The sequence below is a fragment of the Pseudomonas oleovorans subsp. oleovorans genome, assembly GCF_002197815.1.
Lineage (GTDB): Bacteria > Pseudomonadota > Gammaproteobacteria > Pseudomonadales > Pseudomonadaceae > Aquipseudomonas > Aquipseudomonas oleovorans.
The window spans coordinates 23,893-36,359 of record NZ_NIUB01000043.1; the positions used below are offsets into that span (position 1 = coordinate 23,893).

13 protein-coding genes are annotated in these 12,467 nt (G+C 57.0%); 10 read left to right on the forward strand and 3 right to left on the reverse strand.

Annotated features, from left to right (window positions below; genetic code table 11):
- Window positions 1–327: 327 nt before the first annotated feature.
- On the reverse strand, window positions 328–1,191 hold the full coding sequence (locus PSOLE_RS20055) for a hypothetical protein (RefSeq protein WP_074859905.1): 864 nt from the start codon (window positions 1,189–1,191) through the stop codon (window positions 328–330).
- A 301-nt stretch (window positions 1,192–1,492) separates the two neighbouring features.
- Here PSOLE_RS20055 and PSOLE_RS20060 point away from each other — a divergent pair, with 301 nt between their 5' ends.
- The 3 genes from PSOLE_RS20060 (at window position 1,493) to PSOLE_RS20070 (ending at window position 5,632) form a co-directional block, all read left to right on the forward strand.
- A complete protein-coding gene (locus PSOLE_RS20060) occupies window positions 1,493–3,193 on the forward strand; it encodes a DUF4942 domain-containing protein (protein ID WP_074859908.1) in 1,701 nt (566 codons plus the stop codon).
- A gap of 808 nt (window positions 3,194–4,001) precedes the next feature.
- Window positions 4,002–4,649 carry a DUF6088 family protein gene (locus PSOLE_RS20065; protein ID WP_074859910.1) on the forward strand — a complete coding sequence of 216 codons (648 nt, stop codon included), beginning with the start codon at window positions 4,002–4,004 and terminating at the stop codon, window positions 4,647–4,649.
- A complete protein-coding gene (locus PSOLE_RS20070; protein WP_083393753.1) occupies window positions 4,598–5,632 on the forward strand; it encodes a nucleotidyl transferase AbiEii/AbiGii toxin family protein in 1,035 nt (344 codons plus the stop codon). The genes PSOLE_RS20065 and PSOLE_RS20070 overlap by 52 nt, the downstream gene beginning before the upstream one ends.
- Here PSOLE_RS20070 and PSOLE_RS20075 read toward each other — a convergent pair.
- Complete coding sequence (locus PSOLE_RS20075; RefSeq protein WP_074859916.1) at window positions 5,629–6,363, reverse strand: hypothetical protein; 735 nt, start codon at window positions 6,361–6,363, stop codon at window positions 5,629–5,631. The genes PSOLE_RS20070 and PSOLE_RS20075 overlap by 4 nt on opposite strands.
- Window positions 6,364–6,713: 350 nt before the next feature.
- On the opposite strand from PSOLE_RS20075, the gene PSOLE_RS20080 reads away from it, so the two are divergent.
- Window positions 6,714–7,169 carry a hypothetical protein gene (locus PSOLE_RS20080; RefSeq protein WP_020307617.1) on the forward strand — a complete coding sequence of 152 codons (456 nt, stop codon included), beginning with the start codon at window positions 6,714–6,716 and terminating at the stop codon, window positions 7,167–7,169.
- A complete protein-coding gene (locus PSOLE_RS20085; RefSeq protein ID WP_020307618.1) occupies window positions 7,166–7,438 on the forward strand; it encodes a hypothetical protein in 273 nt (90 codons plus the stop codon). Before PSOLE_RS20080 ends, PSOLE_RS20085 begins: the two co-directional genes overlap by 4 nt.
- A 340-nt stretch (window positions 7,439–7,778) precedes the next feature.
- On the opposite strand, the gene PSOLE_RS20090 is transcribed toward PSOLE_RS20085, so the two are convergent.
- Window positions 7,779–8,099, reverse strand: a complete 321-nt coding sequence (locus tag PSOLE_RS20090) for a hypothetical protein (protein WP_045633912.1) — start codon at window positions 8,097–8,099, stop codon at window positions 7,779–7,781.
- A gap of 173 nt (window positions 8,100–8,272) precedes the next feature.
- Here PSOLE_RS20090 and PSOLE_RS20095 point away from each other — a divergent pair, with 173 nt between their 5' ends.
- The 5 genes from PSOLE_RS20095 (at window position 8,273) to PSOLE_RS20115 (ending at window position 12,421) form a co-directional block, all read left to right on the forward strand.
- Window positions 8,273–8,704: a hypothetical protein gene (locus PSOLE_RS20095; protein WP_074859919.1), complete on the forward strand. Its 432-nt coding sequence runs from the start codon at window positions 8,273–8,275 to the stop codon at window positions 8,702–8,704.
- Complete coding sequence (locus tag PSOLE_RS20100) at window positions 8,664–10,214, forward strand: hypothetical protein (protein ID WP_115288506.1); 1,551 nt, start codon at window positions 8,664–8,666, stop codon at window positions 10,212–10,214. Before PSOLE_RS20095 ends, PSOLE_RS20100 begins: the two co-directional genes overlap by 41 nt.
- A 166-nt stretch (window positions 10,215–10,380) precedes the next feature.
- On the forward strand, window positions 10,381–11,358 hold the full coding sequence (locus PSOLE_RS20105) for an endonuclease (protein WP_074859927.1): 978 nt from the start codon (window positions 10,381–10,383) through the stop codon (window positions 11,356–11,358).
- Entirely contained in the window at window positions 11,358–11,870 is a 513-nt protein-coding gene (locus PSOLE_RS20110; RefSeq protein WP_045633915.1) for a hypothetical protein, read from the forward strand. Before PSOLE_RS20105 ends, PSOLE_RS20110 begins: the two co-directional genes overlap by 1 nt.
- A gap of 251 nt (window positions 11,871–12,121) precedes the next feature.
- A complete protein-coding gene (locus tag PSOLE_RS20115; RefSeq protein ID WP_169716116.1) occupies window positions 12,122–12,421 on the forward strand; it encodes a hypothetical protein in 300 nt (99 codons plus the stop codon).
- Window positions 12,422–12,467 lie beyond the last annotated feature (46 nt).

Sequence of the window (12,467 nt, forward strand, 5' to 3'; positions counted from 1 at the left end):
TCCCCACTGTGGGCACAAGACGTGGAGCCGGTCTACCGGCTACTTCCAAACCACGAAGCTGCCCAGTGGTAAGCGGAAGTCTTGACTGACCAGAGCAAATGGGGGATTGTTGATCCCGGCGCCGCAATGCCACCCCGTGCTGATTGGGAAACGCGGCAATCGACTCTCTGAGTTGGGAAGCACGCCCGCCCGGCGCCGAATGGCCACCCCGTGCTACTGGGAAACACGGCAAATGACTCTATGTCGGGAAGCACGCCCTTTAAAAAGCCTCGCTGTCAAAGCGGGGCTTTTTTCATTCCTGCGGTCGGCGTGCGAATCAGCTGGCCGTCACTCCAACGATGTTGGAGCCTTTACGCCAAAGTTAGACGGGACCTGTTTCGCTGCTGCCAGGATGTACGGCGCTGCGATCTGGTTGAGTTGCTGTTGCTCTGCCTCGCGTTGTGCCGCAGCCCTCGCGGAGGATTCATTCAGCTTGTTCAGCGTGGCCTCTACTTGCTCAGCTGCCTTCCGGCACTGATCTGCTGCGTCATCGAGCTTACCCATGTTGATCCAGGAGAAAATATCCAGCGGCGGGGCTATGGCAAGGTCCACTAGCAGGTCGAGGAAGTCGTCTGGTTCAGCAATGCTCTCCGAGGTGGCGCGTTTTGGCAACGCCTCGGAAAGCGCCTGTAGCGCCCGAGTTGCCCTGCGCACTGAGTCGGCAGCAGAAGAAGTGCTGATGCTCGATATGACCGACACTGCCTTATTCGAGGAAAAGAGGTCGATCATTTCAGTGGTGGAGGCAGAGCTGCAATCGTCAGCGGCGCCGATCAGTTGGCTGTGCGCATCCTGGGCCAGTCCGCGCCACTTATCGATCTGGATGTGCCGTTTGATTGCCGTGCCTAATTGGCCCCTTTGAGCGAGGTAGCGTGTGTAGACGGGTTCGTCCTTCGCCAGAGAGGCCTTTGCGGTAGCCACTATCCACCGGCCTGCAAATGCCTGCGCCTGGGCCTGCACATTCGCCAGCTCTGTTGCCGCTTGTTCCTCAGATTTTTCGGCTTTCGTCTGGAACAGGTAGTCCACGATGCGAGCCCAGAGGGAAGGGGTCCTTGATTCCTTATCGACGCGCACCTCTTGTTGAGCCTCGCTCAGTGCAAGGGACGCGGCATGCAGCTTCTCAGACCAAGCATGCAGTTCAGGCGACAGTTCCACGGCGGTTCCTCATTCTGGAAATACCGGAAATGGTAACGGGGTGCAGGGCAATTCTCCGCTCAACCCCGCGCTGATCCTATCGCCGCGTCCTGGGCGGTGCGTGTGAGTTTCATGGGGGAGGGCATGTCTGCCGAGCCAAATGCACGGTTATGAGTCACAGCCTCTGGAGAGGATGCACAATCCTAAGTGTTGCGAGTTCCCCGCCTGGGGTTTGAGGAATATCGGCCCGAGTGCCATGGGCGCCGATGACACAGCCGGCGTGCGGTGATCATGGCTCCATCATTGAATGGAGCTATGCCCGATGTTTGATTTCAACCTTCCCATCACGGCAATCCCCGAGAAGTACCGCGAGTTTCTGCCCAGCCTCACAACCCCGGCAGTGGATGATCTGCTGTACCAGTACGAGAAGGGCGAGGCGGAAATGCGTCGTCTCCATGCTGAGTTGATGAGCGCCGAAAACCGCTCTGTGCTGAGTAGCTTCGCCTACGGGGCGGAGCTGTACTACGACAGCAAGTCGAAGGGTCGATTCTGGGCAATGGACTTGATCGAAATGTTCGACTTGCCGCGAGCGATCAATGCTCGACAGGAGAAATATTGGTTCCAGCTTTTCGACCTGTGCAGCTTCACGAACATCCTTCCGACCGAACTCTGGGGTCAGTGGAGAGCGTCATTCACCGCGTGGCGCTCCAAGGGCGGAGCCGGCATACCTCCCTTTGACCGCGCCACCGTTTACCGCTGCCTGAGTATGGTGGAGGCGCACCGGGCAAATTTCTTCTCGATGCGGGTAGACGCTCTCTGGAACGGGCTCTCACATTGGCACAAGACCAACGTAGGAAGCGGATTTTACGAGCGCATGATCCTGGACTGGATGTACTCGGATCACGGCACGCCGACTTCAAAGGATCGAGTGTTCATCGATCTGGTCAATCTGTGCTCGGTGGTGATGACGGGGGCAGAAGACCCATTTTTCAGCAGCTACGGTGTGTTGCGTGATGCGCGGGCCGAGCACTGCGGTGAGTGGGTGGACGTGCTAGACGGAGCCCTGCAAATTCGTGCCTACAAGCGGGGAACCCTCCATATCGACATTCACCCGGAGGTGGCGAACCGTCTAAACATCGCCCTGGCCTACATCCGCCCCAATGCGCTCCCTGATGAAGCCACCCTCAAGAAGCCGCGCCGAAAGAGCGGATTCGGTTCCGCCGACCTTATGACCTGCTCGATCCCGCGTCAGGTCCGCAGCTATCTGCATCTGTGCCGTCAGGAGCAGCGTGAGGATGGCCTGTGGATGCTGGTGCCTTGGAAAGCTGGCAACCTGACTGGCCGGTTGAGCGGGGCGGTCAATGCCATGATTGACGGGGTGCTGGCGCAGATTGGGGGTGTTCGCGATGGCAACATCCACCTGTTCGACTACGCCCCGATGGAGGTCGTAGGGGAGGTGGTTCGTACCGGAGAGGTTCCCGACAAGCTCTCACATCAGTATTTCAGCACGCCGGCTGACTTGGCCCAGGAGTTCGTCGAGTGGGTGGGGGTTGACCAGCAGGCGATCTGCTACGAAACGTCAGCTGGTACTGGGGGCATTGCCAAGCATATGCCGCTGCAAACGTACTGCGTCGAGGTTGACCGGCTTCGGGCGATGGCGCTGGACAAGATGGGGTTCGAGGTCAAGCACGCTGATTTCCTTACCCTCGCGCCGGATGATCTGCATGGCTTGGCGGATGCTGTTCTGATGAACCCTCCCTTCGCTGGCCGGGCATGGCAAGACCACTTCGAACACGCACGGAAGTTCGTGAGGGCAGGGGGTGTTATCGGCGCAATCCTGCCGGAGGGGGCTCGACTCAAGTTGCCTGAGCTAGAAGGCGGGGAGCTGGTCTATTCAGCCCCGTTGAAGAACCGCTTCAAGGACGCCTCGATTTCCGTTGTGTTTGCGAAGTGGGTGAGGGCAGGTATTGCCGCCGCATCCAAGCCTGTCCAGGCAAATGAGGGCGTGAGCGCCGCCGCGTGACAGAGGGGGCGGAGTAAGAGATTGACACGGTGCTCAGCATTGGCCAGAGGAATAGCAAAACTGCCGCATAAAGCAATTCTTCTGGCCCTGTTCTCGCGGAGGCGTGTCACGAAATGGCGCGCTCATACCAGCCGGGAAGGTAATCCTGGTTGTTCTTTGTGATCCGCTTGGCCTTGCGCGGGTGATTACTGACCCATCGTTTCAACGCCTCGAAAGCTTGGGAAGCATAAAAGTCTACCCGGCCATAGGGCTGATCAGGCCGATTGCGCCTCACAGGGATTCCAAATTCCGAAGACAATTGAAGTGCGTCCACTTCGGTAAATCCTCGAAGTGGAATCCTAACCTCAGAAGTGTATTTCACTATGTACCACCCCAAAGTGCTCTGGGCGAGGCCTGGGCGGTCTGCGGCTGGGGCAAAATAACGGATACAGCAAGGGCCTAGGTTTACTGAACCACCTTCATTCGAGGATATGCGTGGGCCGTTGAATGAAATCCAGCCACTAAACTCAATCCTGCCAATTGTGACTGTGTGAAACACCTCAGTCTTCATGCGCGTTGCCTCAACTGGTGATTGATGGAAGCGCCTATTTCCCCTTGCACCCGGATTTTAGCAAATCCAGAGAGCCAAGCTGTTCGTGTACTCGTAGTCGTTCAGACGTGCCATGTCCAGCTGGCGTTGCGTTCGTCTGAAAACTGGCCGGCACGCTCGGCAATCGGTCGATAGGCTGGAAATCAGGAACGACAGGGCTTATAGTCGGTCTACGTGTCAGAAACAGTACGAAATTCTTCTGACGTGAAGGAGTCAGCCATGTCTGTCGCAGAGTCTATCTCGAACCGGATCAAGCACATGCCCAAGGGGAAGCCCTTCGCTGGCGCGGTTTTCGCGCAGGTGGGTTCACGCGCCTCGGTAGACAAGGCGTTGTCTCGCATGGTGCTCAGCGGCTCCCTGGAGCGCGTTGCTCGGGGTGTGTACATGCGCCCCAAACAGAGTGAGTACACCGGCAAGAAGGTTCGGGCCAATCCTATTGCGGTCATGGAAGCGGCGGCGAGGGCGAGAGGCGAGACTATCCAGGTTCATGGCGTAGAAGCTGCACGCCGCCTGGGGCTTAGCACACAGATGCAGGTTTTGCCGACCTATTACACCAGCGGTTCGACCCGTGAAATCAGGATCGGCAATGCGGTTGTTCGGTTGCGTCATGCGTCATGGCAGCGACTCCAGCAAGCAGGCACCAAGGTTGGCGTGGCCCTGACTGCGTTGCTGTATCTCGGGAAAGAGGGGCTGACTGAGCAGGCGGTAGGAAAGATCGCCAGCTCGCTCAGCGTTGAGGAATTCAACAAGCTCATGGCCTGCAAAATGCCTGAGTGGATGCGGGCGGCATTGGCCGGTTCCGCTAAGGAATATGTGTGCCAAGGTCGTACTTCGAACTCCCCCAGGCTGGTCAACGCGAAATCCTAGACGAGGCTTTCAGCGAGACTGGCCGCTCGCCCAGCGTCATCGAGAAGGATATTTGGCTGACGCTGGTGCTCCAGCTCCTGTTCGCCATGCCCGGCAGAAAGGCCATGGCGTTCAAGGGTGGGACCAGCCTCTCGAAAGTGCATGGCGTGATTAAGCGCTTCTCTGAGGACGTGGACATTACCGTGGATTACAGGGAGTTGGGTTGCAAGCTCAGCATCCCACAGCTTCTTGAGCTATCGAGAAGAAAGAGAGACGCGGTAGGGGAGGCACTTAAAGCAGAGGTTGGCCGCTACACCCGTGATGCCGTGCTGCCCTATCTGATCGAGCAGCTTCAAAGCTACGGATGCGCATCCGAATGTCAGCTTTCCCTGAGCGATGACGGCGAGTCGATCCACGTCCATTACCCAGCCATGGCAGCCGACGCCAAGGGCTATCTGCGTGATCATGTGCTGGTTGAACTCGGCGGTCGGAACATCATCGACCCGAATGCGGTTCACTCCATCCAGCCAGATATTGCCGGCATGTTCGAGGGGATCGTCTTCCCAAAGGCCGAGCAGGTAGTGGTGCTCTCGCCGGCCAGGACTTTCTGGGAGAAGGTCACGCTGATTCATGCGCAGTGCAACAAGCCCATTGCCGAGGGCAAGGATCGAATCTCGCGCCACTGGTACGACCTATCCAGGCTGCTCAACCATGAAGTGGGAGCAGGCGCCAAGAATGACCTCGAACTGCTCGATGACGTGATAGCGCTCAAGTCCGTTTTCTTCAACAGCGGAACCGCGCACTACGGCAGGTGTGTCGCTGGCGAGCTGAACCTGATCCCCGATGGTGAGAACTTCGACCGGCTGGAGAGCGACTACTACGCCATGGAGCGCTCAGGCATGCTCAACGGACATTTCTATCCGTTGGGCGGCATCATGGAAGACCTCACTGCGCTCCAGGAGCATGTCAATCAGCTGGCGCGGAACAGGAAGGCAGTGGGCTAGGGTTGCGTGGTGGTGAAGCCGGCAGGGTAGCCCTCCCAGCGTCTTTTCGGTTCCTCGACCGTCTCGACTACGATCTTGGTTCGGCGCTTCTCTTTCACCCGAACTGGCCCTACAGAGTGCATTGCCGGGTCGCGGAACCAGAGCTTCTGGTGTCGATAGATTTCACGCATGCCCAGCGGCTTCTCGCCGCTTGGGAGCTTGCCTGCCAGCATGTTGAGGCCTTCCTGGCTGGCGCTGATTCTGCTGAGGTCTATGCCATGCAGCAGGCAGTTTTGGTGCAAGGCATCCCTGATCTTATCGCCTTCACCGCTCGCATGAATCCGGTCCAGGATCACATAGAATTCCTGGTTGTGTACCGAGCCGTCATATCGCCTTCCAAGGATGACCTGGACGAAGTGCCCGAATTCGTGCGCCATGGTGTGGGCAAGGACATTCAGCAAGTTGATCTGACCGCCATAGTACCTGCGCTCATGCACCTCCCGAGAGGTTAGCCACTTGCAGATGTAGTTCGGGTCAGATTTGCTCGCGACCATCTTGATGCCGTAGGTCAGCGTCATGTGCGCGTTTTCTGCAACGTCGCGGGAGTGGGAGAGGTAGGTTTTCTTTCCGCTGCCGACGCGAATCGTCAACCGCGCCTTGGGGTTGTGCTTCGCAGCCCATCCCATCCTTGGCTTCCAGAGCAATTCTTCTGTGATCCGGCACATGGCCAGGGCAACAGTGTGGTGGTTCATCCGTTCCGGCACCCATTGAACAGGTCGATTTCGATAGCGCAGGCGCGAGTGCGCTGGCAGTGTTGAGCCATCGGTTATGCTGTGCTCTCGAACCCCATTCTGCGAGTTCACGTCGCCGGAATCACTCCAGATCAGTGCAGTTACTCCCGGAGCAAGAAGGCCGGGCAGGGGGCTTCACTTAACGCGCCGGGTTCAGTTGTGAAAACTCAGTAGGTCGTGATCCTATGCGGTACGGAAGGGAGTGATCAGCAACTGGATTGTGCTGAGAATGGAAGTTGGAGCATGGGCTCGGCCACTCCGTGCCAACCCGCCAAAAACGCATTGACTACACAATAAACAAGGCACCGCACATGGTTCGTAAAGAGAAGATAGAAAGCTACCTGTCTCAGCTGGAAGCAGGTCGAATCAGCATCATGCTTGGCCTTATCATCGCCGGGCTTGGTTATAGGGTAAGTAGAAGAAAATTTCTTAAATTTATACTCCCGATGACTGTACTGTTTTGTATGGCCGTCTGGAATTACAACGGCCTCATTTCCGAGGGATACAGTCAAGTCGGGGCAGTATCTCTGAGTATGTTGTGCTTTACCGCCTTGACGCTTGTGATTGTCAAAGCGTGGTGGTTTCCCGAAGGATATGAGTTTCTGCAAATGGTGGAAATATCTTTCGGTCCCAAAACTCGAAAGGAACTTTTTGCAAGCTACCTGAGCAACAAAATGGATCGTGAGGGCATGGATGTAGTGCGGACAGCTAAGGCGGTCGGTGAGTACGAAGGGTCGCCGTATGCAATGCGCGAAGGACACCAATGAGCGGCAACTGGGAGCTATCCCTTATCTCGGTAATTCAGAAAGAGATTGGGCAGCTTGAATGGCTGATCCAGAGTGAGATAAGTGGTGACGAAGAAGTCGAGCGTGGTGATATCCACGCACAAATAAGTCGTATCGGTGGGCTCACTGACCTAGCGCATGCGCCGGAAATGCCGCTTAGTGATACTACTCGGGCCAAGCTATTACAGCAGAGCGAAGTAGTTATGGAGCTGGCTCGATCAAGGACCTTTGGTAGATCGCCCGGAAATTGAGTTACAAGGTAGGCACAGTGGATAACAAGGTTTGCGAATGGTTCGGTCACGCCCCTGAGAGCCTGGGTCGAGATACGACTTCTGACTTTCCGTCAGAAAACCTCAAATGCACGCGATGCGGTCTAAGTTATAGCGAGAATCAGTGGAGTGGTGGTCAGCCAAGGCCGAAGATCGTGGTCTACGGTTTTCGCTTGTTGCTGGTGCTTGGGGCGTTGTGGTTATTTTCAACTTTAGAATGATCGTCGAGAAGGCCGCATTGGCGCCTCACTTCGCTAATTAGTTTTATAATAGGCGATTCTGGATTTGCAGAGTCAGGGCGCGAGTTTCGCGCCCTGATCGTTTACGCCGGCAGCAGATCACCGTCCCGTCCCTTAACGCTGCGCTGATCTTTGATCAGGGCCTTGGCTACCTTCTTCGGGATCGGGGTTCCCGAGAGGCAGTCTTCGTAGAGATTATCGAGCTGTTCTACGAAGTCTTCGCTGTAGCGATGACCGTTCTTGCTAGTCGCAGTCAGCTGCGCCGCAATGACTGCGGGTTTGATACCTTCCTGTCCCATGGCATAGGCGCGCTCGCCGGTATGCCCGAACCGGCCAGTTGGGCCGGATACCTTCTCCAACAGATCGTCGATCTTGCTGGAGGCTTCATCAATCACCGAACTCATGGTGATACCTCCGTTACAGCAGGCGTGGAATTACGTCTGCTTGCTCGATTATGGCCGGCATTCTCTCAAGCGCAACCAGACCAACTGGCGTTGCTAGGAAGTGCAGCAGGTGCGAAGGCGCCGCCCTATCAAGCCCGCATATCCTCTCCAGAGTTGCCCAATCGGAGAGATTCATGCTGCGCCCAGAACTCACGCCCGAGGATCGGAATTGGCTTGCAGAGCAAGCGGAAGCACTTCGCCTCAGCTGCGATTTCATGCTCCACGACCTGTTCCACCAAGACTCACCGGGCTTCACAGCCCGAGCTGCGATTGTCCCCATCTGGGTTGATGGTCGATACGTGCCTGCCGGCAGCGTGTTGATGCAGATTGAGCAATCCGTCCCGTACAGCCAAATCTTCGAGCAATGGGGGGCGCGGGTTTATGAGGATGTGGAGCGGACTTGCCGTCGCCTTTCCGCCCAGGACGCAAGAGTCCTGATCGTAACTGCCGGCTTCCACAAAGTGACCGAGGCGGAGATATTTGACGCTGCTGATGAGGCCGTGCAGGAAGCCTGGAGCGATCTCTATGGCGACCCCGACGATTCGTCCGACGATGAGGTCGAGTAGTCACATGGGCGGGATAGGCAAACTGCAATGGCTTGGCAGCACCCCGGCAAGAGACTGGCTCCTTAAACGGACATGGGCGTTGTTCCTGTTTGCTCTGCTGTGGAGCGCATATCTGCTGTTGGTCGGGGCTCTGCCGCACCTTGTGTCTGGCACGTCCATTAACTCACTGACGTTCGAGTACAGAGACTACTTGCTGCGGGCCTTCGTGGTATTTGCAGTGGCCCACCTGTTCGTCAGGAAGACCAACTTCAAGCTACTGATCGCGATACCGCCCATCACGCTTGCTCTCCAGCTGGGGCTCGACGTTTACGATTTCTCGGAATGGTATTCCAGGACGTTCCGGGTCAACCTGCATGAGCTGAACGCTCAGCTGTTTGTGGTTCCCGTCCAGTTGATGGTCCTCGCGACGGGCATCTATTTCTGCTGCCGCAAGCACCTGCGGACAACTACCAGGATTTTCGCGACCACGATGCTTGCGGGCAGTATTGTCTCGACGTTGGGGTTCCACCTCTCCATCGTCAATGTCACCTACAAGCCGGTTGAGCGGGTCTATGCGGACAACCTTCGCAGCCTCGTAGGGCTGGATGATCCTGCGGACACCTGCCGGGCAATGGACTTTGACTGCCAGTACATCCGCCTTGGCCGGTTGGGCTGGGATGATGATCACCTGCTCGACCCCCAGCTACCCATAGCCCACAACGCGATCCTGGCCGAAGCGCTCTCAACTCACGCTTGGGTTCGTCGAGGCGAAGGCCTCGATCATTGGCTGGGAATCGCGACAGCTAAGGAACAAGGCGCCCAAGTCGCTGAAACCCTGCTCCCCTTGGAGTGGCTATCCCCGTTGATGGAGTCCGCTTACGGCGGGCTAGGATGTAACGGTGATGGAGCCCAATGCTACGTGGCAACACGCGAAGCTATCGATCAGCTGCCGTCATTTTCCCGTTCCATCATTGACACCCTGCTGAACTCCGAGGCGTTCATCCATGCGTGGCTCCATGTCTACGACTTCGATGGGGACGGATTTGTGGAGCCCGCATTATTTGCCGCTGGGCGCCGGTCTGGCGCACAGCCACTGCTTGTTGTGTCCCCATTACCGCAGGGGGCCTTCGATAGGCTGACCGATTCTATAAGCGACCGGGGATGCAGTGTTGAGCGTTGCCTGTCTGCCGAAAGCAGGCATGATCTGCACGCGTCTAGCCTGCCGGCTTCTGTGCAAGTGATACTGGAGCAGGCATTGGCTCAGACCTATGACGCTCCATCCAAGCTATGGGTCGATAAGGCCCTATCCAGGAATCCGGTGCTCTACATCAACCGGCCAGAGTTCCTGCGCGTCTACGCCTTCAAGGATGGTGTGATACGTGTCTTCACGTCGCCCCAGGCATTTTCTGACACCACGCTGGACCTCAAACTGACTTTCAACCTGATTATCGGCCTGTTCTCGGTGTCTTGGCTCACCCTCGGAGTGTTCCTGATCCTTTTCCACACCAGACGGCAGTTGCTGGCGGGCTAGCCGATGGGCGTGAGCAACTGCATCGGGTAGAGGCGACGCTGGCTGCACCAGACGTTACCGTTTAGGCATCAGGTTCGGTGCGAGGAATGATCAGGTGCAGCAGCTCAAATCCCATGGATGGAAATGGCAGGTTAGCGGAGGGTTAATTCACGGCCTTGTTGAACGGTTGAAGCGTCCACTGCTCACGGCAGCGGCCATCGCAATAGCTGTCGCGGCGGTGCCAGCGGGTGCGGCGCCGGACAACTTCTCAGAGGCCAAGCGACTGCTACGGCAGCATGTCTACCAAGACCAGAACCTCTCTCAAGCTGGCGACTTCTACTGTGGCTGTAAGTGGCAGTGGGTAGGAAAGTCCGGTGGCAAGATGGACCTTGCCAGTTGTGGATTTCAGGCAAACAAGCACGTAGATCGAGCTGCCCGTCTCGAATGGGAGCATGTGGTTCCAATCTCCGCAGTCGGACAGCAGCGGCAGTGTTGGCGCAAAGGTGGGCGTCAGAACTGTCAGCGTACTGATCCAGTGTTCAACATGATGGAGGCCGATATGCACAATTTGGCCCCGAGCGTCGGGGCCGTTAATGCCCTCCGCTCTGCAATCAGCTATGGCATGGCCTCCGGGCCGACTGAGCCTTTGGGGGCATGCACAACCAAGGTGGCCACCACTTACCGCGTCGTAGAACCTCGCAACGAGGTCAAGGGTGAAGCTGCTCGGATCACCTTCTACATGGCTGACCGCTACAACATCCGGCTCAGTGAGAAACAGCAGCAGGTCCTGATGGCCTGGGATCGGGCCTACCCAGTTTCAGCTTGGGAGCGCGAGCGTGACAGGCGAATTGCCTATTCGATGGGCCACCACAACCCATTCGTCACTGGCGAGCGTAAGTGGGTTCCTGGCTACAGGCCCCAAGGTGCCGGCCAAGCTGTAACGACAAGAGCTGTTCCGGCAAGGCAGTCCGAGGCTCCCGCACGACAGGTCCAGGTAGCTGCTCGGCAGGACGGACCTGTATTCGGTAACAAGCGCAGCGGGGTCTACCACCTCCCGCAGGGCTGCCCCAGTTACAGTCAGGTCAGTACCAAGAACCGCGTCCAGTTCAGTACCGAGCAGGAAGCGCTTGCAGCGGGGTTCCGCAAAGCGGGGAATTGCTCCTGATGATTGCGGGCAGTGATTGGCAATCTCGCTGCGGGATACGCAAGATCGTTCAAACCGACACCTACGGTTGCGGCGTGGCGTGCTTGGCTATGGTAGCCGGTATCAGCTACGAAGCGGCGAGAGAGCGCTTCCATGAGCTTGGCCTCGGCGTGCGGAGAGGCTGCAAGCCGGCTTACTCGACGAGTAGCGGCGAAATGAGGATGGCTATTTCCACCTCGGGACTGATCACCGACTCGCGGCGCTGGCGCGGCTGGGCCGAACTCCAAGGATTGGCTGTCATTAAGGTGCGCGACGACTGGAGAGGTGCCAAAGGGCGTTGGCACTGGGCTGTTGCATTCAGGCACCCGGAGTTCGACATAGCCGTTTTCGACCCTCACCAGTCGGCGCCCTCTTTCTCACGGATGCCTACTGACGTTGAGTGCTTCGACTTCTGCATTTATGAGCCGAAGGGTGAATGGTTCCAAGTCGAGCAGTCAGTGCCTCTTTTCGTTGGTGATGACGTAACTAATTGATTCTATTGTGTATTTCGCCTATTGAGTCTTGAATAGGCGAAACTACCTTCATCATCGCTGGAGTAAGTGCATCGGGTTCAGGTGCAGTGAGTCCGGCAGATCGCTACCGTTGGCGAGCATTTCCACAGGAATACTTCGCCGATTCCCAGGCTGGTAATTGGTGAATGCACGGACTTCCTCGCAGTTTCGTTTAGTGCGAGCGCAGGACGGTTATACCAAGCGCATCACCATCAAGAAGGCAGTACACAACGATGCTCAAGAAACTCCCTTTCACCGCCCTGCTCTGCGCCGTCGCCCTCGCCTCTGGTTGCACTACTCACCTGAGCGAAGGCCAAAAGCGCGAGCTGGATGCCTACGAACAGAAGGGCCTCAAGGCAGAAGAAAAAAGCGTGGGCACTGCGGCTGTGCTCGGTATCTTCCCAATGGCTGGCTATTTCTACACCGGCCACCCGGCGTTGGCGGTGACTACCCCAATGTCATCAACTTTGGAAATTATCCATAAATATCATATAATTAGCGCTCAAATCAGTGCATGGGAGAAGCCCTTTTGACTACCTATACCGCATCGCTTGACACCGCCAGCCAAACCCTGGCTTG

Excerpts from the sequence above, each read along its gene's own strand:
- PSOLE_RS20060 (WP_074859908.1), top strand. The coding sequence starts at position 1,493 with ATGTTTGATTTCAACCTTCCCATCACGGCAATCCCCGAGAAGTACCGC.
- PSOLE_RS20065 (WP_074859910.1), top strand. The coding sequence starts at position 4,002 with ATGTCTGTCGCAGAGTCTATCTCGAACCGGATCAAGCACATGCCCAAG.
- PSOLE_RS20075 (WP_074859916.1), bottom strand. The coding sequence starts at position 6,363 with ATGAACCACCACACTGTTGCCCTGGCCATGTGCCGGATCACAGAAGAA.
- PSOLE_RS20080 (WP_020307617.1), top strand. The coding sequence starts at position 6,714 with ATGGTTCGTAAAGAGAAGATAGAAAGCTACCTGTCTCAGCTGGAAGCA.
- PSOLE_RS20085 (WP_020307618.1), top strand. The coding sequence starts at position 7,166 with ATGAGCGGCAACTGGGAGCTATCCCTTATCTCGGTAATTCAGAAAGAG.
- PSOLE_RS20090 (WP_045633912.1), bottom strand. The coding sequence starts at position 8,099 with ATGAGTTCGGTGATTGATGAAGCCTCCAGCAAGATCGACGATCTGTTG.
- PSOLE_RS20095 (WP_074859919.1), top strand. The coding sequence starts at position 8,273 with ATGCTGCGCCCAGAACTCACGCCCGAGGATCGGAATTGGCTTGCAGAG.
- PSOLE_RS20100 (WP_115288506.1), top strand. The coding sequence starts at position 8,664 with ATGGCGACCCCGACGATTCGTCCGACGATGAGGTCGAGTAGTCACATG.
- PSOLE_RS20110 (WP_045633915.1), top strand. The coding sequence starts at position 11,358 with ATGATTGCGGGCAGTGATTGGCAATCTCGCTGCGGGATACGCAAGATC.
- PSOLE_RS20115 (WP_169716116.1), top strand. The coding sequence starts at position 12,122 with ATGCTCAAGAAACTCCCTTTCACCGCCCTGCTCTGCGCCGTCGCCCTC.